The organism is Streptomyces sp. NPDC006393, from assembly GCF_040628575.1.
GTDB lineage: Bacteria > Actinomycetota > Actinomycetes > Streptomycetales > Streptomycetaceae > Streptomyces.
In genome coordinates, this window is record NZ_JBEXZD010000028.1 from 1 (window position 1) to 24,954 (window position 24,954).

At 71.4% G+C, this 24,954-nt stretch carries 19 protein-coding genes; 4 read left to right on the top strand and 15 right to left on the bottom strand.

The genetic code is table 11. From position 1 onward, the window contains the following. Positions 1-290: 290 nt before the first annotated feature. Both ABZ484_RS14560 and ABZ484_RS14565 read left to right on the top strand, forming a co-directional pair. Positions 291-2,033, top strand: coding sequence for a sensor histidine kinase (locus tag ABZ484_RS14560; RefSeq protein WP_358866223.1), 1,743 nt, complete (start codon positions 291-293; stop codon positions 2,031-2,033). Beyond that, positions 2,030-2,710, top strand: a complete 681-nt coding sequence (locus ABZ484_RS14565; RefSeq protein ID WP_358866224.1) for a response regulator — start codon at positions 2,030-2,032, stop codon at positions 2,708-2,710. Before ABZ484_RS14560 ends, ABZ484_RS14565 begins: the two co-directional genes overlap by 4 nt. A 54-nt stretch (positions 2,711-2,764) precedes the next feature. On the opposite strand, the gene ABZ484_RS14570 is transcribed toward ABZ484_RS14565, so the two are convergent. The 3 genes from ABZ484_RS14570 to ABZ484_RS14580 form a co-directional block, all read right to left on the bottom strand. After that, positions 2,765-3,820 carry an ABC transporter substrate-binding protein gene (locus ABZ484_RS14570; RefSeq protein ID WP_358866225.1) on the bottom strand — a complete coding sequence of 352 codons (1,056 nt, stop codon included), beginning with the start codon at positions 3,818-3,820 and terminating at the stop codon, positions 2,765-2,767. A 123-nt stretch (positions 3,821-3,943) separates the two neighbouring features. Next, positions 3,944-4,807, bottom strand: a complete 864-nt coding sequence (locus ABZ484_RS14575; protein ID WP_358866226.1) for an ABC transporter permease — start codon at positions 4,805-4,807, stop codon at positions 3,944-3,946. Then, the gene (locus ABZ484_RS14580; RefSeq protein WP_358866227.1) at positions 4,797-5,612 is read right to left on the bottom strand and encodes an ABC transporter ATP-binding protein; all 816 of its coding nucleotides are present in this window, start codon (positions 5,610-5,612) and stop codon (positions 4,797-4,799) included. The genes ABZ484_RS14575 and ABZ484_RS14580 overlap by 11 nt, the downstream gene beginning before the upstream one ends. A gap of 161 nt (positions 5,613-5,773) precedes the next feature. Between ABZ484_RS14580 and ABZ484_RS14585 the strand changes: the two genes are divergently transcribed. Next, positions 5,774-6,466, top strand: coding sequence for a response regulator (locus tag ABZ484_RS14585; RefSeq protein ID WP_358866228.1), 693 nt, complete (start codon positions 5,774-5,776; stop codon positions 6,464-6,466). A 124-nt stretch (positions 6,467-6,590) separates the two neighbouring features. Here ABZ484_RS14585 and ABZ484_RS14590 read toward each other — a convergent pair whose 3' ends face one another. From ABZ484_RS14590 to ABZ484_RS14615, 6 genes are all read right to left on the bottom strand, one after another. After that, positions 6,591-8,183 (bottom strand): cation acetate symporter, encoded by a 1,593-nt coding sequence (locus ABZ484_RS14590; protein WP_358866229.1) that lies wholly within the window; start codon positions 8,181-8,183, stop codon positions 6,591-6,593. Continuing rightward, the gene (locus ABZ484_RS14595) at positions 8,180-8,737 is read right to left on the bottom strand and encodes a DUF485 domain-containing protein (RefSeq protein ID WP_358866230.1); all 558 of its coding nucleotides are present in this window, start codon (positions 8,735-8,737) and stop codon (positions 8,180-8,182) included. The genes ABZ484_RS14590 and ABZ484_RS14595 overlap by 4 nt, the downstream gene beginning before the upstream one ends. Positions 8,738-8,806: 69 nt before the next feature. After that, entirely contained in the window at positions 8,807-9,496 is a 690-nt protein-coding gene (locus tag ABZ484_RS14600) for a response regulator transcription factor (protein WP_358866231.1), read from the bottom strand. Further along, the gene (locus tag ABZ484_RS14605; protein ID WP_358866232.1) at positions 9,493-10,644 is read right to left on the bottom strand and encodes a histidine kinase; all 1,152 of its coding nucleotides are present in this window, start codon (positions 10,642-10,644) and stop codon (positions 9,493-9,495) included. The genes ABZ484_RS14600 and ABZ484_RS14605 overlap by 4 nt, the downstream gene beginning before the upstream one ends. Then, positions 10,641-11,165, bottom strand: a complete 525-nt coding sequence (locus tag ABZ484_RS14610) for a DUF1453 domain-containing protein (protein ID WP_358866233.1) — start codon at positions 11,163-11,165, stop codon at positions 10,641-10,643. Before ABZ484_RS14610 ends, ABZ484_RS14605 begins: the two co-directional genes overlap by 4 nt. A gap of 1,017 nt (positions 11,166-12,182) precedes the next feature. Beyond that, positions 12,183-14,306 (bottom strand): DNA topoisomerase IV subunit B, encoded by a 2,124-nt coding sequence (locus ABZ484_RS14615; RefSeq protein ID WP_358866234.1) that lies wholly within the window; start codon positions 14,304-14,306, stop codon positions 12,183-12,185. Between the two features lie 440 nt (positions 14,307-14,746). On the opposite strand from ABZ484_RS14615, the gene ABZ484_RS14620 reads away from it, so the two are divergent. Then, entirely contained in the window at positions 14,747-14,977 is a 231-nt protein-coding gene (locus ABZ484_RS14620) for a hypothetical protein (RefSeq protein WP_030171920.1), read from the top strand. A gap of 187 nt (positions 14,978-15,164) precedes the next feature. On the opposite strand, the gene ABZ484_RS14625 is transcribed toward ABZ484_RS14620, so the two are convergent. The 6 genes from ABZ484_RS14625 to ABZ484_RS14650 all read right to left on the bottom strand — a co-directional run bounded on the left by ABZ484_RS14625 (position 15,165) and on the right by ABZ484_RS14650 (position 24,905). Then, positions 15,165-16,025 carry a serine protease gene (locus ABZ484_RS14625; RefSeq protein ID WP_358866235.1) on the bottom strand — a complete coding sequence of 287 codons (861 nt, stop codon included), beginning with the start codon at positions 16,023-16,025 and terminating at the stop codon, positions 15,165-15,167. 122 nt (positions 16,026-16,147) lie between these two features. Further along, positions 16,148-17,686, bottom strand: a complete 1,539-nt coding sequence (locus ABZ484_RS14630) for an RNA polymerase sigma factor (RefSeq protein WP_358866236.1) — start codon at positions 17,684-17,686, stop codon at positions 16,148-16,150. Positions 17,687-18,175: 489 nt separating this feature from the next. Then, positions 18,176-19,063, bottom strand: a complete 888-nt coding sequence (locus ABZ484_RS14635; protein ID WP_358866237.1) for an FCD domain-containing protein — start codon at positions 19,061-19,063, stop codon at positions 18,176-18,178. Between the two features lie 162 nt (positions 19,064-19,225). Beyond that, positions 19,226-21,964 (bottom strand): ATP-binding cassette domain-containing protein, encoded by a 2,739-nt coding sequence (locus ABZ484_RS14640; protein WP_358866238.1) that lies wholly within the window; start codon positions 21,962-21,964, stop codon positions 19,226-19,228. Between the two features lie 131 nt (positions 21,965-22,095). After that, on the bottom strand, positions 22,096-22,854 hold the full coding sequence (locus ABZ484_RS14645) for an NUDIX domain-containing protein (protein ID WP_358866239.1): 759 nt from the start codon (positions 22,852-22,854) through the stop codon (positions 22,096-22,098). 131 nt (positions 22,855-22,985) lie between these two features. Further along, a complete protein-coding gene (locus tag ABZ484_RS14650; RefSeq protein WP_358866274.1) occupies positions 22,986-24,905 on the bottom strand; it encodes a glycogen debranching N-terminal domain-containing protein in 1,920 nt (639 codons plus the stop codon). Positions 24,906-24,954: the final 49 nt, after the last annotated feature.

The following is a 24,954-nucleotide window of genomic DNA, read 5'->3' on the forward strand; positions in this document are numbered from 1 at the left end:
GTGACGGCCGTACGCGAACCGACGGTCGCCCGGTCGGCGCCCGGCCGCTGACACCGGACCATGTGACCGCGCGGGGTCCCGGTGCGCCCGCTCGCTGACACCCGACCATGTGACCGCGCCGGGTCCCGGTGCGCCCGCTCGCTGACACCCGACCATGTGACCGCGCCGGGTCCCGGTGCACGGGCCGGGTGTGCTGCGGACGCGACCCGCGCCACGATCGGGATCCGGTCACGAGATCCACGCCACAACCCCCTGGGGCAGCGCCCGCTCGCCGACGTACCGTCATGGGCATGAGCCCCACTCCCCCCGCCCGCCGCCTGCGCCTTGGCCTGCCACGACGGGTGTTCTCGCAGGTGCTGGTGATGCAGTTGGCGATCGCCGCGGGAGTGGCGGTGCTGGCCACCGGGCTGTTCCTCGCGCCGCTCAGCAACCAGCTGGACGACCAGGCGATGCGCCGCGCGCTCGCCATCGCCGAGACCACCGCACAGAACCCTCAGGTCGCACACGACCTCCAGAACACCGCGCCGGCCGTCGACGGGCCGGTGCAGAGGGAGGCGGAGCGGATCCGGAAGGAGACCTCCGCCGAGTACGTCGTGGTGATGGACGTGCGGGGCGTGCGCTGGTCGCACACCGATCCGAAGCAGATCGGCCGGATCGTCTCGACGGACCCCACTCCCGCACTGGCGGGCAGGAAGGTCATGCAGATCGACACCGGCACCCTGGGCCGCTCCGCCCGCGGCAAGGTGCCGCTGTACGACGACCACCACCGCATCATCGGGGCGGTGTCGGTGGGCATCGCCTACGACAGCGTCCGCGCCAGGCTGATCGACGCCATACCGGGGCTGCTCGCCTACGCGGGCGGTGCGCTGGCGGTCGGCGCGCTGGCCGCCTGGCTGATCTCCCGGAGGGTCCAGCGGCAGACCAGGGATCTGGCCTTCTCGGACATCGCGGCCCTGCTCGCCGAGCGCGAGGCGATGCTGCACGGCATCCGGGAGGGCGTCGTGGCCCTCGACCGCGACGGCCGTGTCCGGCTGCTCAACGACGAGGCGCGGCGCCTGCTCGGCATCGGTGACGAGGCGGTCGGCCTGTCGCTGGACGAGGCGCTCGGCGACGGCCGTACGACCGACGTCCTGGCCGGACGGGTCACGGGCACCGACCTGCTCACCGTGCGCGGGCAGCGCGTCCTGGTCGCCAACCGCATGCCCACCGACGACGGGGGCGCCGTCGCCACGCTGCGCGACCGCACCGAGCTGGAGCAGCTGGGCCGGGAACTGGACTCCACCCGCGGTCTGATCGACGCCCTGCGCGCGCAGGACCACGAGCACGCCAACCGCATGCACACCCTGCTCGGGCTGCTGGAGCTGGAGATGTACGACGACGCGGTGGAGTTCGTCGGGGAGGTCGTCGGCGACCACCGGGCCACGGCGGAACAGGTCACCGAGAAGATCCAGGACCCGTTGATCGCCGCCCTTCTGGTCGGCAAGGCGACCGTCGCGGCCGAGCGCGGCGTCGCACTGTGGGTCTCGGACCGGACCCGGCTGCCGGACCGGCTGGTCGATCCCCGGGGCCTGGTGACGGTCGTCGGCAACCTGGTCGACAACGCGCTCGACGCCGTCGCGGCGACCCCGCACGCGCGCGTGGAGGTCGAAGTGCGCGCCGAGGGACGTACCGCCGTGCTCAGGGTGCGTGACACCGGGCCGGGGATCCCGGCGGACCAGCGGGACCTGATCTTCACGGAAGGGTGGTCCACCAAGCAGCCTCCCGCGCACGGCCAGCGCGGCATCGGGCTCTCCCTGGTGCGCCGGCTCGCCGAGCGGCAGGGAGGCCGTGCGGCGGTGGGCGAGGCACCCGGCGGCGGCGCGGAGTTCACGGTCGTGCTCCCGGAGGCGCTCGCGGAGCCGGACCTGGCGCCGGTGGACCCGGCGTCCATGGATCCGTCGTCCATGGATCCGCCGTCCGCGGGCCCCGCGTCCGCAGGGCCGGAACCCTCCCTCACCGCCACCGTCGAGACCGCCGGGGAGGAGTCGCGGTGATCGAGGTGCTGGTCGTGGACGACGACGCCCGGGTGGCGCGGGTCAACGCGGCCTACGTCGAGAAGGTGCCGGGCTTCCACGTCGCGGGGCAGGCGCACAGCGCGGCCGAGGCGCTGCGCCTGCTGGAGACGCTGCCGCGCATGGACCTGGTCCTCATGGACCACTACCTGCCCGACGAGACGGGTCTGGCGGTCGTGCGGGAGATGCGCCGCCGCGGGCACCAGACCGACGTGATCATGGTGACGGCGGCCCGGGACGTGGCGACCGTCCAGGCCGCGATGCGGCACGGCGCGTTGCAGTACCTGGTCAAGCCGTTCGCCTTCGCGGGACTGCGGTCCAAGCTGGAGGCGTACGCCCGGCTGCGCCGCACGCTGGACGGCGGCGGCGAGGCGGAGCAGTCCGAGGTGGACCGGATCTTCGGAGCACTGTCCGCCCCGGCCGATCCCGGGCTGCCCAAGGGGCACTCCCCCACCACCGCCGCCCTTGTCCGCCAGTCGCTGATGGCGGCCGAGGGCCCCCTGTCGGCCCAGGAGATCGCCGACCGGACCGGGGTGAGCCGGCAGACGGCCCAGCGCTATCTGAAGCTGCTGGAGCGCACCGGGCAGGTCAGGTTGACCCTGAAATACGGCGACGCGGGCCGCCCGGAACACCGTTACGTGTGGGCGACCCGCGTCTGAGGACACGGCTCGTGGGGCGGGGGAAGAGCGCGTGTCCCCCTGTGCATACGGATGTCAGCCGGTGGCCTTCTCGACGAACTCGGTGGTGAATGTCTTGCTCAGGTCCACCTTGGCGTTCTTGATGTTGGGGTTGAACGCCTTGAGGACCTTCTCGACGGTCTCCGGGCCGTTCGCCGGCATGACGCCGTCCTTGGTGAACATGGGCAGGGTGCTCTTGATCGCCTCGGCGTAGAGCGTCTTGTTGCCCTGGGAGTAGTCCGCGGGCATCTTGGCGGCGATCTCGGAGGCGCTGTGGGTGGACATCCACTTGAGCGTCTTGACGAACGCATTGACCAGCTTCTGGACGGTCTCCTTGTGACCGTTGACCCAGTCGGTCTGCATGTACAGGCTTGACGACGGGTACGGGCCACCGAGCGCCGCCTGCGATCCCTCCGGGGTCCGCATGTCGATCAGGACCTTGCCGGCCTTCTTGTCCAGGATCGTCGCGACGGTCGGGTCGGTCGTCATACCGGCGTCGATCGAGCCCTTCTGGAGGGCGGAGATGAAGGTCGGTCCGGCCCCGACGGCGACCGGAGAGAACTCACTGACATTCACACCGTTCTTGACCGCGAGGTACTTGGTGAGGAAGTCGGTCGAGGAGCCGAGGCCGGTGACGCCGAGCTTCTTGCCCTTGAAGTCCTTCGGTGAACTGATCTTGCCGGCCGCCTTGCTGGAGACGACCTCCACCTCGCCGGGGGCGTGCGAGAACTGGACCACGGACTCGACGGCCTTGCCCTTGACCTGCAGGTCGAGGGTGTGGTCGTAGAAGCCGACGGCGCCCTGCACCTGGCCGGAGACGAGCGCGGTCTCGGCCTGGACACCGGCGGGCTCGCTCAGCAGCTCGACGTCGAGGCCCTCCGCGGAGAAGTAGCCGAGGCGCTGGGTGAGCATCGCGGGCATGTAGATGACCTTGTCCAGGCCACCGACCATGATCTTGACGTGCTCGCCCTTGCCGTCGCCCCCGCCGCTGTCGGCGGTCGAGCCGGCCGCGTCGTTGGCACAGGCGGTCAGGGAGGACAGGGCGAGCAGGCCGGCGGCGGCCGAAGCGGCGAATCTGGCGGACTTGCGCATGGCGGTTTCACGTCCTTGTGAGAGGGCGGTGCGGGAGAAAAGGCGTCGAGAGCGGGAGAAAGCGGGAGAAAAGGCTTCGAAAGACGGGCTTCGACGGGACGGTGGTCGCGGCGGCGGTCGGGGTCAGTGCCCGGAGTCCGCGGGCTTCCAGCGGAAGATGCGCCGCTCGGCGAAGGTGAGCAGGCCCTCGGCGACGAGCGCGACCGCGGCCAGGATGACCATCGCGGCGTACACACCGGCGGCGTTGAAGGTGCCCTGGGACTGCGCGACGAGCAGGCCGATGCCCCGGGTGGCGCCGATGTACTCACCGACGATGGCACCGATGAGGGCGAAGCCGAAACTGACGTGGAGGCTGGTGAAGATCCACGAGGTCGCGGACGGAATGACCACCTGGAAGGTCACCCTGCGGTCGCTGGCGCCCAGGATCCGGGCGTTGGCCACCAGGTTGCGGTCGACCTCACGGGCGCCCTGGAAGGCGTTGAAGAACACCGGGAAGAAGACGAGGACCACCGCCGAGGCGACCTTGGAGATCGGCCCGAGCCCGAACCAGATCACGAAGATCGGGGCGAGGACGATCCTCGGGATGGAGTTGAGCACCTTGATGTAGGGGCCGAGCACATCGGCGAGGAACCTGATGCGTCCGAGCGCGATACCGAGGACCACACCCGCCACGACACCGAACACCCAGCCGAGCAGCGCCTCGTAGAGCGTGTACCAGATCTGCTCGCCGAGCGATCCGAGCGCCGTGCCGTGCGTGATCCAGGTCCAGATCTGGTCCCAGATCTGCGAGGGCATCGAGAAGTTGAACGGATCGATGACCTTCGCGCGGGAGAGCACCTCCCACAGACCGAGGACGGCCACCAGCAGCAGCACGCGCGCGAAGGTGATGACGGCCTTGCGCCTGCGGGCCGCCCGGGCCCGGGAGTGCGCCCGGTCGGGGGTCTTCGCCGTGTCGGCGACCGGTGTGCTGAGGACCTCAGGCGACATGGGCGGCACCTCTTTCGCGGGTGATCCGGACCTCTTCGCCGAGGGACTCCCAGATCTCGCGGTAGATCTCGATGAACTGCGTCTGCAGGCGCACCTGCTCGACCTTGCGCGGGCGGGGCAGGTCGATGTCGAAGATCTGCTTGACGGTCGCGGGACCGGCCGTCATCACGACGACCTTGTCGGCCAGCGCGATGGCCTCCTCCAGGTCGTGGGTGACGAAGACGACCGAGGCGCCCGTGCCCTCCCACAGCTCCAGGAGCTCGTCCGACATCAGCGCCCGGGTCTGCACGTCGAGCGCCGAGAACGGCTCGTCCATCAGCAGGATCTCGGGGTCGTTGACGAAGGTGGCGGCAAGGGCGACGCGCTTGCGCTGACCGCCGGAGAGCTGGTGCGGGTAGCGGTCCTCGAAGGCGGCGAGCCCGACCCGCGCCAGCCATGCGCGCGCCTTCTCCTTCGCCTCCGCCTTCGGTACGCCGCGGAAGCGGGGTCCGGCCATCACGTTGGACAGCACCGTACGCCAGGGGAACGTGGCGTCCTGCTGGAAGACGAAGCCGACCTTGCCGCCGACGCCGCTCACCGGTTCGCCGGCCACCAGCACATCGCCGTGAGTGGGCTCCTCGAGGCCGCTGACCAGGGTCAGCGTGGTCGACTTGCCGCAGCCGGTGGGGCCGACCACCGCCACGAACTCGCCCCGCCGAACGGTGAGGTCGAGGTCTCTGACAGCGGTGTGCAGGCCCCCGGACGGGGTCCTGAAGGTTTTGCTCGCGCCCCGTAGCTCGATGGCGGGGCTGGTGTCTGTGCTCATGGCCCGGGACGGTAGGTGTGGCCCCGGCCACAGCAGCAGTCTTGTGGGCACAAGCCGTTCTTTTGCTCGCAAGCATCTGTTGTGCTCGTTTTGCTCGCGCTACAACAACGGAGCCGAAACACGGGCTGAACGCTCGCCTGGCCTTGGGAGAAAGAGGCCCGATGATTGACGTCCTGGTGGTCGACGACGACTTCCGTGTCGCCGAGATCAACGCCAAGTACGTGGGAAAGGTTCCCGGCTTCCGGGTGACCGCCCGCGCGCACAGTGCCGCGCAGGCACTGACCAGCGTGCAGCGCGGCGGCATCGACCTGGTCCTGCTCGACCACTACCTGCCCGACCGGACGGGCCTCGAACTCGTCCACCGCATGCGGGAGCAGGGTCTGGGCACCGACGTCATCATGATCACGGCGGCCGGCGACGTGGCGACCGTGCAGCAGGCGATGCGCCTGGGAGCGCTGCACTACCTGGTCAAACCCTTCACGTTCGCGGCGCTGCGCACCCGCCTGGAGTCCTACGCCGCGCTGCGCCGCACCGTCGACCGCGTCGGCGGGCGGGGGGTGGCCGGGCAGGAGCAGGTGGACCGGATCTTCGGTGCGCTGCGCACCACACCCGCGCCGTCCACCCCCGGGCTGCCCAGCGGCCACTCGGAGCCGACGACGGACCTCATCTGCGGTGTGCTGCACGGCGCAGACGAGCCGCTGTCGGCCCACGAGGTGGCCGCCCGCACCGGTCTGAGCCGCTCCACCGCCCAGCGCTACCTCCGCCACCTGGAACAGGCCGGCCGCCTGCGCCTGTCCCTGAAGTACGGCGACACCGGACGCCCGGAGCACCGCTACGCCTGGGTGGCACCGTAGGGCGCGTCGTGCGGTCCGCTCGGCGTTGCGACGACCGCGGGGCCGGCCGTTTCCCGGTGCCCGCCGGTCCTGGCCCGGACGAAAGTCCTGGCCCGGACGAAAGTCCTGGCCCGGACGAGAGGCGCTAAACGGCCCCCGCTCCCGTCAGCGACCGTACCTCCGTCTCGGCGTGCTTGGCCTCGTCCGGCGGCTCGGCGGAGCTGACGGTGCCGAGCCAGCCGGCGAGGAACCCCAGCGGGACGGAGACGATGCCCGGGTTCTGCAACGGGAAGTACTGGAAGTCGACACCGGGGAACAGCGAGTCGGGGCTGCCGGAGACCACCGGTGAGAGCACGACCAGCACCAGGGCCGGGATCAGCCCGCCGTAGACGGCCCACACCGCGCCGCGGGTCGTGAAACCGCGCCAGAAGAGCGAGTAGAGCAGTACGGGCAGGTTCGCGGAGGCGGCGACGGCGAAGGCGAGACCGACCAGGAACGCGACGTTGAGATCGCGGGCGAGCAGACCGAGGCCGATGGCGACCACGCCGATGCCGACGGCTGCGACCCGTGCCACGGCGACCTCACCGCGCTGCCGTCCGCTTCGGCGCCGCAGCGACGCGTACAGGTCGTGGGCCACCGATGCCGAGGAGGCGAGCGTGATCCCGGCGACCACCGCGAGGATGGTGGCGAAGGCGACGGCGGCCACGACCGCGAACAGGACGGTGCCGCCCGTGGAAGCCGCGCCGCCACCCAGATTCAGGGCGAGCAGCGGAACCGCGGTGTTCCCGGCCGCGTTCGACCCCCGGACCGCCTCCGGTCCGACGATCGCCGCGGCGCCGAAGCCGAGGACGATCGTCATCAGGTAGAAGGCGCCGATGAGCCCGATGGACCAGATCGCCGAACGGCGGGCGGCGCGCGCGGTCGGCACGGTGTAGAAGCGGGACAGGATGTGCGGCAGCCCGCCCGTGCCGAGCACCAGCGCGAGGCCGAGGCTGATGAAGTCCAGGCGGGCCGTCCAGTCCCCGCCGTACTTGAGCCCCGGTGCCAGGAAGGCGTCCCCGTGGCCGCTGTGCTCGGCCGCGGTGACCAGCAGCCGGTCGATGTCGCCGTGGAACCGGACCATGACGAGCACGGTCAGCACGACGGTGCCGCCCAGCAGCACGACCGCCTTGACGATCTGGATCCAGGTGGTGGCGCGCATCCCTCCCAACGACACATAGATCACCATCAGCGCGCCGACACCGATGACGGTCCATGCCTGCGCCGCCCCGCCCGTGCGTCCGAGGAGCAGGGCCACCAGGCTGCCCGCGCCCACCATCTGCGCCACCAGGTACAGAACGGACACGGTGACCGAGGAGGTTCCCGCCGCGATCCGCACCGGCCGTTCGCTCATCCGTGCCGCGACCACGTCGGCGAGCGTGAACCGGCCGCAGTTGCGGACGAGTTCCGCGACGAGGAACAGCACCACCAGCCAGCCGACCAGGAAGCCCACCACATAGAGCACGCCGTCGTAGCCGAACAGCACGATCAGTCCGGGGACCCCGAGGAAGGAGGCGGCCGAGGCGTAGTCACCCGCGATGGCAAAACCATTTTCCATGGGAGAGAACAGCCGGCCGCCCGCGTAGAACTCCTCCGCCGAACCGTGCCGGTGGCGGCTCACCCAGGTGGTGATGGCCAGCGTGATCGCGACGAACACACTGAACAGCAGCAGTGCCAGGGTCTGGTGGTCTCCGGTCACGACGCACCGCCCTGGGCGGCGCCCCGCGTGAGTTCCTGGGTGTCCCAGCGCAGTTCCAGCGCGGCCCGGTCCCGGCGCAGCCGGGCGTGCCGTGCGTAGGCCCAGGCGAACAGGAAGGTGGTGAGGAACTGTCCCAGCCCCGCGAGCAGCGCCACGTTCACCGCGCCCGCCACCGGCCGCGCCATGAACCCCGGCGCGGTCGTCGCGGCCACGACGTACGCCACGTACCAGACGAAGAACACCGCGACCGCCGGCACCACGAACCTCCGGTAGCGGCTGCGCACCTCCTGGAACGCCGCGCTGCGCTGCACCTCCAGGTACACCTCGGCCGCCGCGCCGACACGCGGCGCGGTTTGTCCCTCCCGGCGTGCCGCCGGCACGGGTGCCACGGGAGCACCGGTAGCGTCTCCCTCACCCCATCCGGAAGCCAGCGCGTCGTACCAGGGGTCGCGGAACCTCATGTCCTCGGGTGGTGGGTCCTGCCCGTCCTGGTGCCCCGACGTGTTCTCGGGACCGCCCCCGTCCCCGTGGGGACGGCCGTTGCTCGACTGCATGCCCAAGGATGGACAGAACGGGAAGTTCCACGACTTCTCTTCTCCCCGCTCTTCACCCCATCAGGTGACTCACCTGGTCGGCGGCCGCACCATCCCGTTCGCGTAGGCGTAACGCACCGCCTGCGCCCGGTCCTTGAGGCCGGCCTTGGCGAAGAGATTGTTGATGTGGGTCTTCACCGTCGCCGTGGAGACATGCAGCCGGCGGGCGATCTCCTGGTTGGTCAGGCCCTCCGCGATCAGGACCAGCACCTCGCACTCCCGTGCCGTGAGTCCGTCCGGCGCCTCGGCGGCGGGGGCCGACTCGGGCGCGGGCTCCGGCTCGGACAGCCGCTCCAGCAGCCGCCGCTGGATACTCGGCGACAGCCCGGCGTCACCGGAGAGCACGCTCTCCACCGCCCGGACGATCTCGTCACCACCCGCGTCCTTGGTGAGATACCCGCGGGCTCCCGCGCGGAGGGCCGGAAACAACGACTCGTCGTCCGCGTAGGTCGTCAGGACCACGACCTGTGTCCCCGGGTGCTCCGACCGGATACGCCGGGTGGCCTCCACACCGTCGCACCGGGGCATCCGCAGATCCATCAGGACCACGTCGGGAGCGAGTTCCGCGACGAGTTGCACCGCCTCGTGCCCGTCCCCCGCGGAGCCCACGACCTCGATCCCGGGCAGCAGACCCAGCAGCATCACGATGCCCTCCCGGACAACCGTCTGGTCGTCCGCCACCACCACCCGCGCGGGCTTCCTGCCGGCCTCCTCGCTCACACCGGCACCTTCAACGTCACCGCGAACCCCTCCTCGTGCGGTCCCGCCTCCAGCGAACCGCCCAGCAGCTCCGCACGCTCCCGCATGCCCAGCAGACCGTACCCGCCTCCGGCTGCGGCGAGCTCGCCCGGTTTGCCCCCCGAGTCCCGTACGTCGAGCATCACCTGGTGTTCGCCGTAGTCCAGCCGGACCCGCACCTTGGCGCCCGGCGCGTGCTTGCGGACGTTGGTGAGGGCTTCCTGCGCGACCCTGCGCACGGCCTGTGAGGCCTCGGCGGGCAGCGGTCTGCGTTCACCCGAGATGGTGACCTCGGCACCGCCGTTCACCCCGACGAGCTCGTCGAGAAAGTCCTCGAGCGGGGTCAGGTCGCCGCGCAGGGCGGACAGCGCCTGCCGGGTCTCGGCAAGACCGTCACGGGCCATGCCCCGCGCCGCCACCACCCGCTCGAGGATCTGCTCGCGGTCCGCCCCGCGCTCGACGAGCAGCCGGGCGGCCTCCAGGTGCACGAGCTGCGCCGAGAGGCTGTGGGCCAGCACGTCGTGGATCTCCCGGGCGATCCTGGCCCGCTCGGCCAGTGCCGCCGACTCCGCCTCCGCCGCGCGCGCGGCCCGCTCCTGGGCGAGCAGCCGCTGGGCGTTCCCGCGGGCCTCGGCGTCGAGCCGCAGGACATACCCGGCGAGGGCGAGGCCGACGCTCGTGACGACGGTTGTCAGCAACTTGTCGTCATTGACCAGGCTGTACGCGGTCAGGGAGACCGCTGTCACGGGCGCGGCGGCGGTCAGGGGCATTCTCTCCAGCGCGCCTACCGCGCAACCGCACCAGATGACGAGGGCGGGCACCTTGAAGCCGGTGGCATCGGCTGCGACCGCCATGCCCAGCAGCACCGCGATGAGGGCCAGGGAGGGCAGGAGCCGGTGCGCGAGCGTGGTCCGGAAGAAGGCCCAGGCGGCGGCCGCCACCACGAGGACACCCGCAGCCGCCAGGACTTCCCCCCAGAGGGGAATCCGTCTGCTGCTGACGGCGCCCCACAGCAGCCCGCCGGCCACCAGCACCCGCACGACCCAGCTGAGCAGGCGTCGGGGCTGTGAGAGGCCCACGCGGCCCAGCGCTTCCGGTGAGGGCCAGCGCGTCCAGGCGTTCTCCGTCACACACGCTCCTTCCACGCGGGTCGGGGCTTGCCGCCACGGTACGCCGTGACCGGTGCGGATGCCGAGGTCAGCGCACGCGTGCGCCAGACGAGGAGCCCGGAGCGGACCAGCAGGGTGCCGGCCAGGGCGATCATCAGGGCCCCGCTCTCCTGGTGCACGCCGAGCACGGCACCGAGCGCGAAGAGAGCGGCACGCAGGGCGATACCGCCGATCCAGACGGCCGCGCTGGCCTTGGTGCTCTTGGTCCACACCGTGCCGTCCGGCTCCGCCCATATGCGGGTGGTCCAGGCCCAGCCGGCCCCCGTGCCGAGGCCTATGAGCAGTTCGGCGGCGAGCAGCGCGACGGACTCGGTTCGGTGGTGGGGGTCGATGATGCCGGGTTCGCGAAGGGCGACGAACGCCAGTATCGCGGGCAGGACCCACCAGCGTCGATCGGCGTCGAGCCTGCGTGCCGCGAACTGCCGCACGATCACCAGGGCGGCGACGGCGACGATCACCAGCGCGTTGACGAGCCCGGACATCTTCAGCCTCCGTGAGCGGAAAGGAGAAGCCGACGGCACGGTGCCGTCGACGTCTTCGACGCTACGGAAAACCGCGGTCCGGCTGATCGGAGCCGGGGTGGATCGCGGGTGGAAACCGCACCTTGTCGATCTCCACCCCCAGGTGGAGAACCCGCCCTGTCCGGGGCCGACGGGGCCTGTCCCGTGCCCTGCGGGCCGGGCGGAGCCGGGACCGGACGGCACAGTGCGAGGGGCGGAGCAGGGCCAGAACAGGGGCCAGGCCGGGCCCGATACAGGACAGGAGTGGACAAGGATTCACGGCTGGACGAGGCAGAGCCAAGCAGGCCCGCGCGGGGTCAGGGCATGGCGGGAAACAGGGCAGCCGATCGGACGAGCCCCCGCCGGAACGAGGTACGGCCGAGGCACGAGACAACAGGGGGCACAGCCGGGCCGAACAGGATCGGACCGGAACGGAACGGAGGCGAGCCCGGACAAGGCCGTAACGGAGCGAGCCCGGCCGGCCTGGACGGGGCAGGAACAGGCCGCCCCCGGCCGAGACGAAACCGTCAGGCACCCCCCGGCCAGGACGAGGCCGTCAGGCCCCGCCCGACCGGGACGAGGCCATCAGGCACCCCCCGGCGGGAACGAGGCCGGGCAGGCACCCCCGAGCCGGAACGCGACCGCCAGGCCCCCGGCCGGAACGAGCCCCGTCAGACACCCCCTGGCCGGAACGAGACCGACAGGCTCCCCCGGCCGGAACGAAGCCCGTCAGGCAGCCTTGAGCCGAAGCGAGGCAAGCACAGGCACCCCCGAGCCCGGACAAGGCCAGGCAGGCGCCGGGCCGCGACAGGCTCGGGGCGCCGGGGGCACGGCCGGACGGTTCCGCACGGCTCCGCACCGAGACCCGGCAGGGGCCAAGACAGGGCAGAGCAGAGCAGAGCAGGGCAGTGCAGGGCAAGCCAAGGCGCGAACCTCCGATGACGGCCGCGCCGGAGCGCCCTGCCTGCGTCGTGCCCGGCCGGGAGGCCGGCCGGGCGGCTACGCGTCGATGCGGGAGCGGTCCAGCGTGGCCGCTGAGCTCGCGATGAACTCCTTGCGGGGCGCCACCTCGTTGCCCATCAGCAGGTCGAAGACGCCCTCCGCGGCTTCCAGATCGGAGAGGTTGATCCGGCGCAGGGTGCGGTGGCGGGGGTCCATGGTGGTCTCCGCCAGCTGGTCGGCGTCCATCTCACCGAGGCCCTTGTACCGCTGGATCGTGTCCTTGTACCGGATGTTCTTGCTCTGGAACTCGAGCAGCTTGTCGCGCAGTTCACGGTCCGAGTACGTGTAGACGTACTTGTCCTGGCCCTTCTTCGGCTGGATCAGCTCGATCCGGTGCAGCGGCGGCACCGCGGCGAACACCCGGCCCGACTCGACCATCGGCCGCATGTAGCGGTGGAACAGCGTCAGCAGCAGGGTCCGGATGTGGGAGCCGTCCACGTCCGCGTCGGTCATCATGATGATCTTGCCGTAGCGGGCCGCGTCGAGGTCGAAGGTGCGGCCCGAGCCCGCTCCTATGACCTGGATGATCGCGCCGCACTCGGCGTTCTTCAGCATGTCCGTGACGGACGACTTCTGGACGTTGAGGATCTTTCCGCGGATGGGCAGCAGCGCCTGGAACTCGGAGTTCCGGGCCAGCTTCGCCGTACCGAGGGCGGAGTCGCCCTCGACGATGAACAGTTCGCTACGGTCCACGTCGTCGCTGCGGCAGTCGGCCAGCTTGGCCGGCAGCGAGGAGGACTCCAGAGCCGTCTTGCGGCGCTGCGCGTCCTTGTGCTGGCGGGCGGCGATACGCGTACGGGCGGCGGCGACGGCCTTCTCCAGCACCACACGCGCCTGCTGTGCGGCATCGCGCTTGGTGGAGGTCAGGAACGCCTTGAGTTCCTTGGTCACCACGTTGTTGACGATGCGACGGGCCGCCGAGGTGCCGAGGACCTCCTTGGTCTGGCCCTCGAACTGGGGCTCCGCGAGGCGGACCGTGACGACCGCGGTGAGGCCCTCCAGCGCGTCGTCCTTGACGATGTCGTCCTCCGCGACGCGCAGCAGCTTCTTGGCCCGCAGCACCTCGTTGAGCGTCTTGGCGACGGCCTGCTCGAAGCCGGCGACGTGGGTGCCGCCCTTGGGGGTGGCGATGATGTTGACGAAGGACCGCAGCGTCGTGTCGTAGCCGGTCCCCCAGCGCAACGCGACGTCCACGCCGAGCTCACGGGTGACCTCGGTGGGCGTCATCTGACCGTGCTCGTCGAGGACCGGAACGGTCTCCTTGAAGGTGCCCTGACCGCTGAAGCGGAGGATGTCGCAGACCGGCTTGTCGCTCGCCAGGTACTCACAGAACTCGCTGATGCCACCGTCGAAGCGGAAGGACTCCTCGCCCTTGCTGCCGCCCTCCCCGAGGCCGTACTCGTCGCGGACGACGATGGTCAGGCCCGGCACCAGGAACGCGGTCTGGCGGGCGCGCTGGTGCAGGGTCTCCAGGGAGAGTTTCGCGTCCTTGAGGAAGATCTGGCGGTCGGCCCAGTAGCGCACGCGCGTGCCGGTGCGGGTCCTGGGGATCTTCTTGGCCTTGCGCAGGCCGCCCTTGGCCTCGAACCTGGCGTCGGGTCCGTTGCCCGTGAATGCTCCGGGCACGCCACGCCGGAAGCTGATGGCGTGGGTGTGGCCGCCGCGGTCCACCTCGACGTCCAGCCGGGCGGACAGGGCGTTGACCACGGAGGCGCCGACGCCGTGCAGACCGCCGGAGGCCGCGTACGAGCCGCCGCCGAACTTGCCGCCGGCGTGCAGCTTGGTCATGACGACCTCGACGCCCGACAGTCCGGTCCTGGGCTCGACGTCGACCGGGATGCCGCGGCCGTTGTCCCGCACCTCCACCGAACCGTCGTCGTGCAGGACCACCTCGATGTGGTCGCACACGCCCGCCAGGGCCTCGTCCACGGAGTTGTCGATGATCTCCCACAGGCAGTGCATCAGGCCACGGCTGTCGGTGGACCCGATGTACATGCCGGGGCGCTTGCGCACGGCTTCGAGGCCCTCGAGGACGAGCAGGTGCCGCGCGGTGTAGTTGGAACCGTCCCGGTCTGCTCCTGCCAGCAGCGCTGTGGACGGCACGGACGTATCGGCGGTCACGCGGTTCGCTCCTCGCTGAATTTCAGGTTGGGCCCTGGTGGGTAAGGGCGCGGCTTCGGTTGCCGCTCAGAGGGTACCGAGGCCTGGTAGAGCCGTTGTAACGCAACCCTCTGCATCGACACAGACTAGTCGAGAGTCGCATGCACGTTCGATACCTCGATGGAGTGAAGCACATATCACGTTCCCTTCGAGGCATGAACCATTTAGGCTCCGGGCACGTCCTCCTGAACAACCGGCAACCCGGCCGGGGGAGGACCGACCATGACCGACAGCGCGAACCCGTAAGACATACAGACGTAATACGGCACATTCGCCGCCAAACCGGCAACGGACAGCCTCTCGGGAAGATTTTTTCGAGGAAATGCCGCGAGCGGGAACGTTTGGGGCTGGTTGGATGTTGACCCTGGTACGACAGCTCGTCGAGCTAGAGAAGAGGCGACGTGACTACTGTTCTGACCCCCGCGAGCCCGCTGACGGCCGCTGATCGCTGCGACCGCTGCGGCGCCCAGGCATATCTGCGCGTCGTCCTGCTGAGCGGCGGAGAACTGCTCTTTTGCGCCCATCACGGTCGCAAGTTCGAGCCGGAACTCAAGAAGATCGCCGCTGAGATACAGGACGAGACCGAGCGCCTGACGTCTGTTCCGGCAAGCGCGTCCGAAGACGAGCGCTGATCCCTCGCACGACGAGCCAGCTGCCGGCCAGGCCGGCCAACGGGCGGCCGCTCCCGACACATGGGAGCGGCCGCCCGTTTTCACGGCCTCAGGACCGGAGCTCCTGGTCCACGGCTCATGGCCGGGGTTCCCGGTCCACAGCTCATGACCGCCGATCCCGGCCCATGGTCATGCCCGGTGATCCCGGTCAGGCCTTACCGTCCCCCTGGTGAGGCGCCCGGGGACCGTCCGCCCGTGCGAGCGTTCGTACGACGTCGGACACCCGCGTGTAGACGCCCGGGCTCCCCGCTCGTCCACAGCCGCTCCCCCACGACACCAGCCCGATCAGCCGGCCCCTGGCGACCAGCGGACCCCCACTGTCCCCCTGACAGGCGTCCCGGCCCCCTCTGGTCTCACCCGCGCACAGCATCGTCCCGGGCTTGTACGCCCCCTCGGCACTGCCCGGATAGGCCCGCTCGCACTGGGCGTCGGAAAGGACGTGCACCCGTGCCGCGTGCAGGCTGTGGGCGTAGGCGGCGGCACCGGTGGTGTCCCCCCAGCCGTAGACCACGGCACGCGTGCCAGGCGTGTACGCCGGGTCACCCGGGCCCGCCATGGGGATGACGGCGCTCCGCGGCACCGGCTGGGCGAGGGTGAGCACCGCGAAGTCGCCCGCGTTGGTGGCCGTGTCGTACCGCGGATTGACCCAGATGGCGCGCACCCGGATCTCCTTGCCCCCGCCGGAGAGCAGATCCGTACGGCCCGTGATGATCTTCAGGTCCCGTGTCGGTGGCGCGCCCACCACGTCCCCGCCCAGACAGTGGGCCGCGGTGAGCACTGCGGTGCGGCTGATGGCCACGCCCCCGCAGAACTGCCCCGCGCGCGTACCCCCGAACCGGTCACGGCTGGAGAGCGCCACGGTCCAGGGGCTCTGCGACACATCGACGGGAAAGCCTCCGATGACAACGCTGTCAGCAACCGCCGGGACCGCGTTCACCAGCGGTATCGCGGCCCCCGCCGCCGCAAGGACGAGCGGCCGGGCCAGGGCCCGGACAATACGGCGTCGCATACGCACTCCTCACTCTGGGGTGATCGTTGAACACCCAGAGTCGGGCAGACCGGCGCGAGCCGCAGCACGAAGGCCCGGCCCCCCGTCGGGGGGCCGGGCCTTCGGTGACCTGGGACCGTGGCCTAGTCGAGGTAGTCGCGCAGGACCTGCGAACGCGACGGGTGACGCAGCTTCGACATGGTCTTGGACTCGATCTGGCGGATCCGCTCACGCGTCACGCCGTACACCTTGCCGATCTCGTCGAGGGTCTTCGGCTGACCGTCGGTGAGGCCGAAACGCATGGAGACGACGCCGGCCTCGCGCTCGGACAGGGTGTCCAGCACGGAGTGCAGCTGCTCCTGCAGGAGCGTGAAGCTGACGGCGTCGGCGGGGACGACGGCCTCGGAGTCCTCGATGAGGTCACCGAACTCGCTGTCGCCGTCCTCACCCAGCGGGGTGTGCAGCGAGATGGGCTCACGGCCGTACTTCTGGACCTCGATGACCTTCTCCGGGGTCATGTCGAGCTCCTTGGCCAGCTCCTCCGGGGTGGGCTCGCGGCCCAGGTCCTGGAGCATCTGGCGCTGGACGCGGGCGAGCTTGTTGATGACCTCGACCATGTGCACCGGGATACGGATGGTGCGGGCCTGGTCGGCCATCGCCCGGGTGATCGCCTGCCGGATCCACCAGGTGGCGTACGTGGAGAACTTGTAGCCCTTGGTGTAGTCGAACTTCTCGACCGCGCGGATCAGACCGAGGTTGCCCTCCTGGATGAGGTCCAGGAAGAGCATGCCGCGGCCGGTGTACCGCTTGGCCAGCGAGACCACCAGACGGAGGTTGGCCTCCAGGAGGTGGTTCTTGGCGCGACGGCCGTCCTCGGCGATGATCTCCAGCTCACGCTTGAGCTTCGGGGCGAGCTTGTCGGAGTTGGCCAGCTTGTCCTCGGCGAAGAGACCCGCCTCGATGCGCTTGGCCAGCTCGACCTCCTGCTCCGCGTTGAGCAGGGGGACCTTGCCGATCTGCTTGAGGTAGTCCTTGACCGGGTCGGCGGTGGCGCCGGCCGCGGCGACCTGCTGGGCGGGGGCGTCGTCCTCGTCCTCGTCGGAGAGCACGAACCCGGCGCTCTCGGCGCCCTCCGGCTCCTCCGCGCCCTTGGGCTCCTCGAGCACCTCTTCCTCGAGAAGCTCGACGTCGTCCTTCTTGGCGGCGGTCTTCTTGGCCGCCGTCTTCTTCGCGGTGGCGGTCGTCTTCTTCGCCACCGTCTTCTTCGCGGGGGCCGCCTTCTTGGCAGCGGCCTTCTTGGGAGCGTCGTCCTCGACGGGTGTGTCGACGGCAGGCGCCGCCGGGGTGGCGGTGGCGGTGGCCTTCCTGGCGGTCACCGTCTTGGCCGCGACCGTCTTGGTGGCGGTGCGCTTGGCCGGACTCTTCGCTGCGACGCTCTTTCGGGTGCGCTTGTTGGGCTCCGCGGCACTGACCATCAGCGTCACACCCTCTTCCTCGAGGATCTGGTTGAGGCTGCGCAGTACGTTCTTCCACTGAGTGGCCGGAATCTGGTCAGCTTCGAAGGCCCGACGCACATCGTCGCCGGCGATCTGCCCCTCAGCCTTTCCCCGCTCAATGAGCGCCATGACAGAGACGGACTCGGCGATCTCCGGCGGGAGCGTACGGGATGTGCTGGCCGACACGAACAACCTCTCGGAACGTTGGAAAACGGCTTCCGGCCCCGTCCACAGTGGACAGGAGCCGACCACCGGCCTGGGGATTGGGCCGACGGCGCGGGCGGGGGCCGGGGAAGATGCACAGCGCCATGAACGGCGTCCGTATTCCCTCCGCGGCTGTCACCTCTTAGGTCATCGCGTTGTTCCCACGAGCGTTACGCCCATTCCGCGTGGCCCGAGTCACACCCCGTAAGCACTCAAAAGTTGTCATAAGCGGGCATAAAAGTTCACCTGTCGCCACCGGCAGGCCGCTCCGGCGGGACCTCCCGGGCCCCCACCGAGCCCGGGCCCGCCGGCGGGACCCCTCAGGGCCTCGCCCGCTCCCCATGCGCGGACCCCGCCGAGTGCGCGGAAGATCCGGCGGGGCCCTGCGAGAGGCCGCTCACCGGCCGGACGAGACCGCGGAAGGACGGCAGAGCCTGCCATGCCGTCCGCGCCCGGGGCAGCGCTCGCCGCTCAGTGCTCGCGCGGCGCGGGAACCACCCGCTCGATCTCGGGATGCACCGTGAGCAACTGGCGCATGGCGGCTTCGGCCGCCGCCCCGTCGCCGGCGGCCAGCGCGTCCACGATCCGGGTGTGCTGCGCCAGGGACGTCTCGTTCGGCCGGTCGCAGCCCGTGACGGGGCCGCCGGAGACCTGAAGAGCGGCCGAGACGATCCCGGAGAGGTGCTCCAGCATCCGGTTGCCCGCGATCTGGATCAGCAAGTTGTGGAACTCGGCGTCCGCGCGGGAGAAGGTGAGCGCGTCGCCCTGCCCCAGGGCATGCCCCATGATCTCGACCATGTCGGAGAGGCGCTGCTGGACGTCCTCGCGCCCGTGTCCGGCGGCGAGCCGCGCGGCGAGCGGTTCGATCGTCCAGCGGAGCTCGCTCAGCTCACGGCGCTGGTCGTCGCGCTGCGGCCCGAAGGCCCGCCACTCGATGATGTCCGGATCGAGGAGATTCCAGTCGCTGACCGGGCGCACGCGCGTGCCGACGTTCGGCCGGGCGCTGACCAGGCCTTTCGCCTCCAGGACGCGGAGCGACTCGCGGACGACGGTGCGGGACACCTCGAAGCGCTGGCCGATCTCCTCGGGCACCAGCGGGCGGTCGGCGCCGAGGTCTCCGGAGACGATCATCTGACCCAGCTGCTGGACGAGTTGGCCGTGCAGTCCGCGGCCGCGGCTGCCCGCGGCACGCCGGCCCACGCGCCCCAGCTCCGGGTCCGTCCCCTCCCAGGAGGGGCTTGCGACGCGGTCGGGGACATGCGCCTCCGCGTACGGGTAGCGGTCGAGTTCGCCCGGGCCGGCCAGACCGGAGTCTGAGTTGCGGGCGGCGGTCATCATGGTGTGCGCAAGGGTACTCACGGATCCTTTGTCGGCGTCGCTTCCAACTCCCTTGAGGTCTTTGGTGAAAAGCACACGAAAGGGTGATCGCTCACTCCGTCGCAATTGACGCCTTATCGGAAAGAAATGTGCTTTCCGTGGGGAGTTGCGCACAATGCGCGACCGAAAGAGCGCGAACGGTTGTCATCTGAGCCTGCTTCGCAGGGTCAGCACCAGATACCCGCCGAGCAGCGCGGCCAGGGACAACGTGAGCGCACTGCCCACAGGTTGCGCGATCACGCGAGCCGCGGCGGCCAGATAGCGGTCTCCCCCGAAGGGCCACTCCAGCAGGAACGTCCGGCGCAGCCGCGCGGGCAGACCGGCCGCGTCCCCGGCCGCCCCGCCCAGGGCCTTCTCCAGGGCGGGTACGACGACGACCGGAACGGCGAGGACGGCCGCGAGTCCGGCGGTGGTGGACCGGAACAGTCCCGCGGCCAGTACGCCCGCCCAGGCGCACCCCACCATGAGGCCGATCCAACTCGTGCCGAGCCAGAGCCAGTCGCCGGGAACCTGGGTGAGCTCCCGTCCGTAGACGATGTAGAGCGCCTCGGCGTTGCAGCCGATCGTGAGGAAGGCGAGGAGCAGCGCCGTGGCGCCGGCGACGAGGAGCTTGGCGGCGAGCAGCCCGAGACGACGGGGCACGGTGCCGCGGTCCGCGGCGAGCGCGGGGTGGCGGAACTCGTCGCCGAAGGAGAACGCGCCGAGCAGCCCGGCGCCCAGCGCCGCGGGCGGCAGGGGGAACTCCTGCGGCCATGCCGCCAGCAGCCGGGGCTGGGGGGTGTGGCCGAGCCGTCCCATGATCAGGGCCGTGACGACGGAGACGACGAGGACGACGGCCGCGGTGACGAAACCCGTGCCGACGCCGGAGGCACGGCGCAGCTCATAGCGCAGAGGACGCAGAGGGCTGGGTCCGATGCGGACGGAGATCGGAGGAGGGAGCGGGGAGGAGGTGCCGAGCGTGACGGCCTCCACCGGACGTGGACGTGGGGTCGGGATCGAGGGCTGCGCGGGCGAGGGCTGCGCGGGCGTCGGGTGGCCGGACGCCGGCTGAGCGGTCGAGGACCGGTCGCCGGTGGTGGCAGCGGCGTGCGGGGTGCCGCGCCGGGACCGCGCGGGGCGGGGATCCGTGCGGCCGGGAGTGGAGCGCTGCGCGGGTGAGGACCGCGGGTGCGAGGACTTCGGGGGCTCCGAGGACTTCGCGGAATTCAAGGACTCCGAGGACTTCGGGGACTTCGGGGACGAGGCGTGTGATGCGGCCGCGGGAAGCGCCTCGGGGGTCTCCGCGCGGCCGGGGGCCTCCATGGGCGCCGCGGAGGCGGGTGAGTCCCTGACCTCGGTGAGGACGGAAGCCTCCGGGGAGTGCGGGAGCAGGAGCGGGGGGTCGCGGCGGGTGCCGACGGAGTCGTTGTCGCTGTCGGCCGTCGTGGCCCGGACGTCCGCGCCCGTGGTGGGCGAGGCCTCTTGACGGGCCATGGCGGAGGGTGCCTCGGGGTGAGTGCCGGTGGAGTAGGCGTCGGGGTGACTCCCGGCCGCCGGGTCCGCGGCGTCGGCGCCCACGTCCCGGACGCGGCCGTCGAGGGGGCTGCGCCCGGGGCCACTCCTGACACGCGCCGCCGGGGGCGCCTCGGCGAGGAGCGTCTCAGCGGGGGGCGTCTGGTCCAGGGGTGCCTGGTCGGGCGCCGCGTCGTCGGCGTGTGCCGGACCGGAGGCTCCGCCGCTGCGCAGGGAGACCGAGGCCGCCTCCGTGGCGGTGACGGACGCCTTCTCGGCCGCTCGGTCGGGCGACCCCGCTTCCCGCCGCTCGGGCACGCTCCCGTCGTCCGAGAGCCCGGCGGTGAACGTCTCCTCGTCACCCGTGGTGAAGGATCCGGGGTCGGAGACCGAGGACACGCCTGCCGCGGCGGCGGCGACCGCCGCCCGTACCCCCTTGGTGGCCCGTGCCGCGACGGACCGAGCACCATGGGTGCCGGCACCGGTACCCGCGCCCACTCCCGCACCCGGGCCCATGTCGCCCACCTCGTCGGCGAGTTGGTGAATGGGGATGCCGTGGCGGAACGCGATCTCGCCGACATCGGCGCATGTGCTGCCGTAGACGCACAGACGGTTGCCCTCCTCGCGCACGACCTCCACGGAGCGCTGGGCGGTGCGGGCCTCCTTCGCAAGAAGGGCCGCGAGGCGGGTGGCGTGCGGGCTGCGGACCGCGACACGGGGGCGGAGCCGGTTGCGGGCGAAGTCCGTGACCTCCTGGTCGGCGATGACAGTGCCGCGATCGAGCGTGACGACACGGTCCGCCGTCCGGGCCGCCTCCTTGGAGTCGGCGGTGGTGAAGAGGACCGTGCCGCCCTGGGTCGCGTGGGCCCGCAGCATGCCGTGCAGCCAGCGGCCTTCCCGGGGGGAGAGCCCGCCGGCCGGGTTGTCGAGGACCAGCGTGTGCGGGTCGGACAGCAGGACGCAGGCCAGGCCCAGGCGGCGGTCCATACCGCGGGACAGAGTGCCCAGGCGCTCCTCCCGGAAGCTGACCAGCCCGACGACCTCGAGGACTTCGTCGGCGCGCCGGGCCGGAAGGCCCGAGGCCGCGCAGAGCATGCGGAGATGACCGCGGACCGTGCGCGACGGGTGTCCGGGGACGTCGCCCAGAAGGACACCGACCTCACGCGAAGGGTGGGAGATGCGGTGCAGGGGACGGCCCCTGAAGTAGGTGATGCCTCGGCCCTGTTGGAGTTCGAGCATGAGTCTGAGCGTCGTCGTCTTGCCCGCGCCGACCGTTCCGAGGAGCGCGGTGACTCGCCCCGCCTGTGCTTCGAAGGTCACGTCGTCGACGGCGGGCGGAAGGTCCTTACGGGAGTCGCTGGTCAGTCCGAAGGCCTGGATCACCCGCAGCAAGATAGCGCGTTATGTCCGTTTTTTCGGGTATCGCGGCGCGCGTTCGACATCGTCGGCACCTCGTCCGACCTGGTGTTCGCCCTTCGCAAGAAGAGCCGGTCGGTGGAGCCGCACGCGTGCGCGCCGTACGCTCAGACCTCGGGGCGCAGCATCGGCGGGTTCAGCAGGGTGGCACCGCCCGCCCGGAAGAGCTGGGCCGGCCGGCCGCCCTGGCGGGTGGTCGTGCCCCCGGTGGGCACCAGGAAGCCCGGGGTTCCGGTGACCTTGCGGTGGAAGTTGCGCGGGTCGAGCGCCACACCCCACACCGCCTCGTAGACACGGCGCAGTTCCCCGACGGTGAACTCGGGTGGGCAGAACGCTGTCGCCAACGACGAATACTCGATCTTGGAACGGGCGCGCTCCACTCCGTCGGCGAGGATCTGGGCATGATCGAAGGCGAGCGGGGCCAACGCCTCGCCGTCGCGGTCGTAGGCACTCGGCTGCAACAGCTCTTCCACGGGCGCCCAGCGGGCGTTGCTGGCGTCGCCCCCCGCCCGGGGCGCGGGCAGGTCGGGAGCGAGGGCGAGATGGGCGACGCTGACGACGCGCATGCGAGGGTCGCGCTTCGGGTCACCGTAGGTCGCGAGCTGCTCCAGGTGGGCGCCATGGTCCTGGACGGGAGTGGACGCGTCGTGCACCTGAAGTCCGGCCTCCTCGGCCAGCTCACGCGCCGCTGCCTGCGCCAGGTCCTCGTCCGCCCGCACGAAGCCGCCGGGGAGTGCCCAGCGTCCCTGGAACGGGGGCTCTCCCCTGCGCACCGCCAGCGCGCACAGGGCATGGCGGCGCACGGTCAGCACGACCAGGTCCACGGTGACGGCGAAGGGCGGAAAGGCTGACGGGTCGTAGGGCATGCGGCGATCATAGTCGTCTGCCTGACGATAAACACTCCCTTCGCCGACCGCATCGACGGCTGGTCCACGGTGCCCCGCCGTACGCCTCACGGACCGCCTCCCGGCTCCGTCCGCCGCCGCGTCGTACGAGGTCACACTCCCAGTTGCAGCCCGTCGGCCGCCTCCTCGACCAGGGCGAGTCCGAGTCTGCTGACCCGTACGGAGAAGGGGGCACCGGCGACCCGCAGTCCCGTGAATCCGATCTCGCCGAGGGGCGCGGTGCGCAGCGGGCGGAGCGTGACCGTCCGGGCCGGGGTGTCGGGACGGATACCCGCGAGCGTGGTCAGCAGCAGGACGACGGAGGCCGCTGCCGTGGCCGACGGGCGGCAGGCGGCGGGGTGGAGCAGGGGGCTGCCGCCCTCGGTGCGCCGCTCCCCGGCGAACATGTCGGGCAACCGGCGGCCGAAGGCCTCGGCCGCCGCCAGGACGCCGCGCAGCAGCGAACCGGCCTCCTTCTCGTAGCCCGCGGCGGCCAGTCCGGCGACGGCCTGGGCCGTCTCCGCCACCCGTACGGCTCCGGCGCGGTGACCGAAGGGGTTGTATCCCGCCTCCTTCACGGCGAGTCCGCGCAGGCCCCAGCCCGAATCCATGGCCGGTGATCCCAGCAGGCGGGCGAGCTGCTCGGTCTGCACCTTGTCGAGCAGCCCGGGCGCCGGCTCGCCCCCGCCCAGCAGGCCCGTGTCCAGGAGGTGGACGGCGGCCGCGTCGAGGTGCGGCAGCGGACGGCCGTCGGGTGCGCGGCCGGCGGCCGGTCTGCCACCGCCGCGGTCATCGATCCAGAAGTCCTCCCGGAACGCGGTCCGCAACTGCTGCGCCCACTGCCGCAGCTCTGTGGCGCCGGGGCGGCCGAAGGCGTCGAGCAGATCGGCCCCGAGCACGGCCGCGCGATGGGCGTGCGCCTGGGTCTCGCAGCGGACCGGTTGGCCGGGCAGCGGGTCGCACAGGTACGTGCCGTCGCCCACGGCCGTGCTCAGCCAGGTCAGGCAGCGCTCCGCCGCGGGCAGCAGGCCCTCCGTCTCCCGCTCGGCGAGTCCCCAGCGGCGGGCTTCGGCGAGGAGGGCCGGGAAGAGCAGGGTGGCTTCCGTCCCGGTGCAGCCGGGCGGAAGGTGTGGGCCCGCGTCCCGCCGGGCCCCGGGAATCAGGCCGGAGTGCCGGCCGACACCGGTGTGCTGGGTACGGGCGAGGGTTCGGAGCGTGCCGGCGGCCAGCCGGGTCCCGAGGGGCAGCACCATGCGGGCCGCGACGAGCGCCTCGGCCGGGGCGAGACCGCACCGCCAGGGCGCCCCTGCCGCCAGGTGCAGGTCGGCGGGGTGCACCGGATCGCGCAGCAGCAGGGCCTGGAGGTCGTCGATGCTGGTGCGCAGCAGTTCCGCCACTCCCGGGGCGTCGCCGATGGCCCGTGCGGTGGCGAGGGGACTCGTCGCCGTGCGACCGGCCGCCCGGACCGGTCCCGCACCGTCCTGACGTACGCGCAGTTCCACGCTCGCCGTGCCGCCGGGGTCAAGTTCGAGCTCCCAGCGCAGCAGCCCCCCGGACGCCAGCGCGTCCGCAGGAGGCGGGTCGGCGGTGACCGAGGCGCTGGCGCCGGCGCGGGACCAGCGCAGACCCGAGCCGCGGACGCTCGCGGGCACTTCACCGCCCGCGTGGCCGGAGGCGATCTCGCCCAGCTCCGCCAGGTCCGTGCCGAGGGCCACCTCGAGGGGCAGACGCAGCCGCCGGGGAGAGGCGCTGCGCAGCGTGATCCGTTCCGCGCCCTCCGCGTCACGCGTGCGTTCCACGACCACGTCCGGGTCCGGGCCCGTGCCGGGGGAGGCACGCAGGATGCCGACGAAGCGGGCGCGGTCGGCCGCGGTCATCCGGGCCTGGACCACCAGCGGCTCGCGCCCGGCGACCCTGACCTGGCAGCGGGAGAGCAGGCGCCGGCCCGCACGGTAGAACCCCTCCAGACCCCGGCCGCTCAGCTGCCCTTGCGCGGTGGAGATCACCAGCCCGGGCAGGGCCACGCAGATCATGGCGTCGTGGGTCGAGGGCAGATCCACGGCACGGCGCTGAGCCGACGGC

What these genes read in the sequence shown, in the direction of transcription:
- ABZ484_RS14610 (WP_358866233.1), bottom strand. Translation starts at nt 11,165, where the DNA reads ATGTCCGGGCTCGTCAACGCGCTGGTGATCGTCGCCGTCGCCGCCCTG.
- ABZ484_RS14585 (WP_358866228.1), top strand. Translation starts at nt 5,774, where the DNA reads ATGATTGACGTCCTGGTGGTCGACGACGACTTCCGTGTCGCCGAGATC.
- ABZ484_RS14645 (WP_358866239.1), bottom strand. Translation starts at nt 22,854, where the DNA reads ATGCCCTACGACCCGTCAGCCTTTCCGCCCTTCGCCGTCACCGTGGAC.
- ABZ484_RS14595 (WP_358866230.1), bottom strand. Translation starts at nt 8,737, where the DNA reads ATGCAGTCGAGCAACGGCCGTCCCCACGGGGACGGGGGCGGTCCCGAG.
- ABZ484_RS14580 (WP_358866227.1), bottom strand. Translation starts at nt 5,612, where the DNA reads ATGAGCACAGACACCAGCCCCGCCATCGAGCTACGGGGCGCGAGCAAA.
- ABZ484_RS14575 (WP_358866226.1), bottom strand. Translation starts at nt 4,807, where the DNA reads ATGTCGCCTGAGGTCCTCAGCACACCGGTCGCCGACACGGCGAAGACC.
- ABZ484_RS14570 (WP_358866225.1), bottom strand. Translation starts at nt 3,820, where the DNA reads ATGCGCAAGTCCGCCAGATTCGCCGCTTCGGCCGCCGCCGGCCTGCTC.
- ABZ484_RS14560 (WP_358866223.1), top strand. Translation starts at nt 291, where the DNA reads ATGAGCCCCACTCCCCCCGCCCGCCGCCTGCGCCTTGGCCTGCCACGA.
- ABZ484_RS14650 (WP_358866274.1), bottom strand. Translation starts at nt 24,905, where the DNA reads ATGATCTGCGTGGCCCTGCCCGGGCTGGTGATCTCCACCGCGCAAGGG.
- ABZ484_RS14625 (WP_358866235.1), bottom strand. Translation starts at nt 16,025, where the DNA reads ATGCGACGCCGTATTGTCCGGGCCCTGGCCCGGCCGCTCGTCCTTGCG.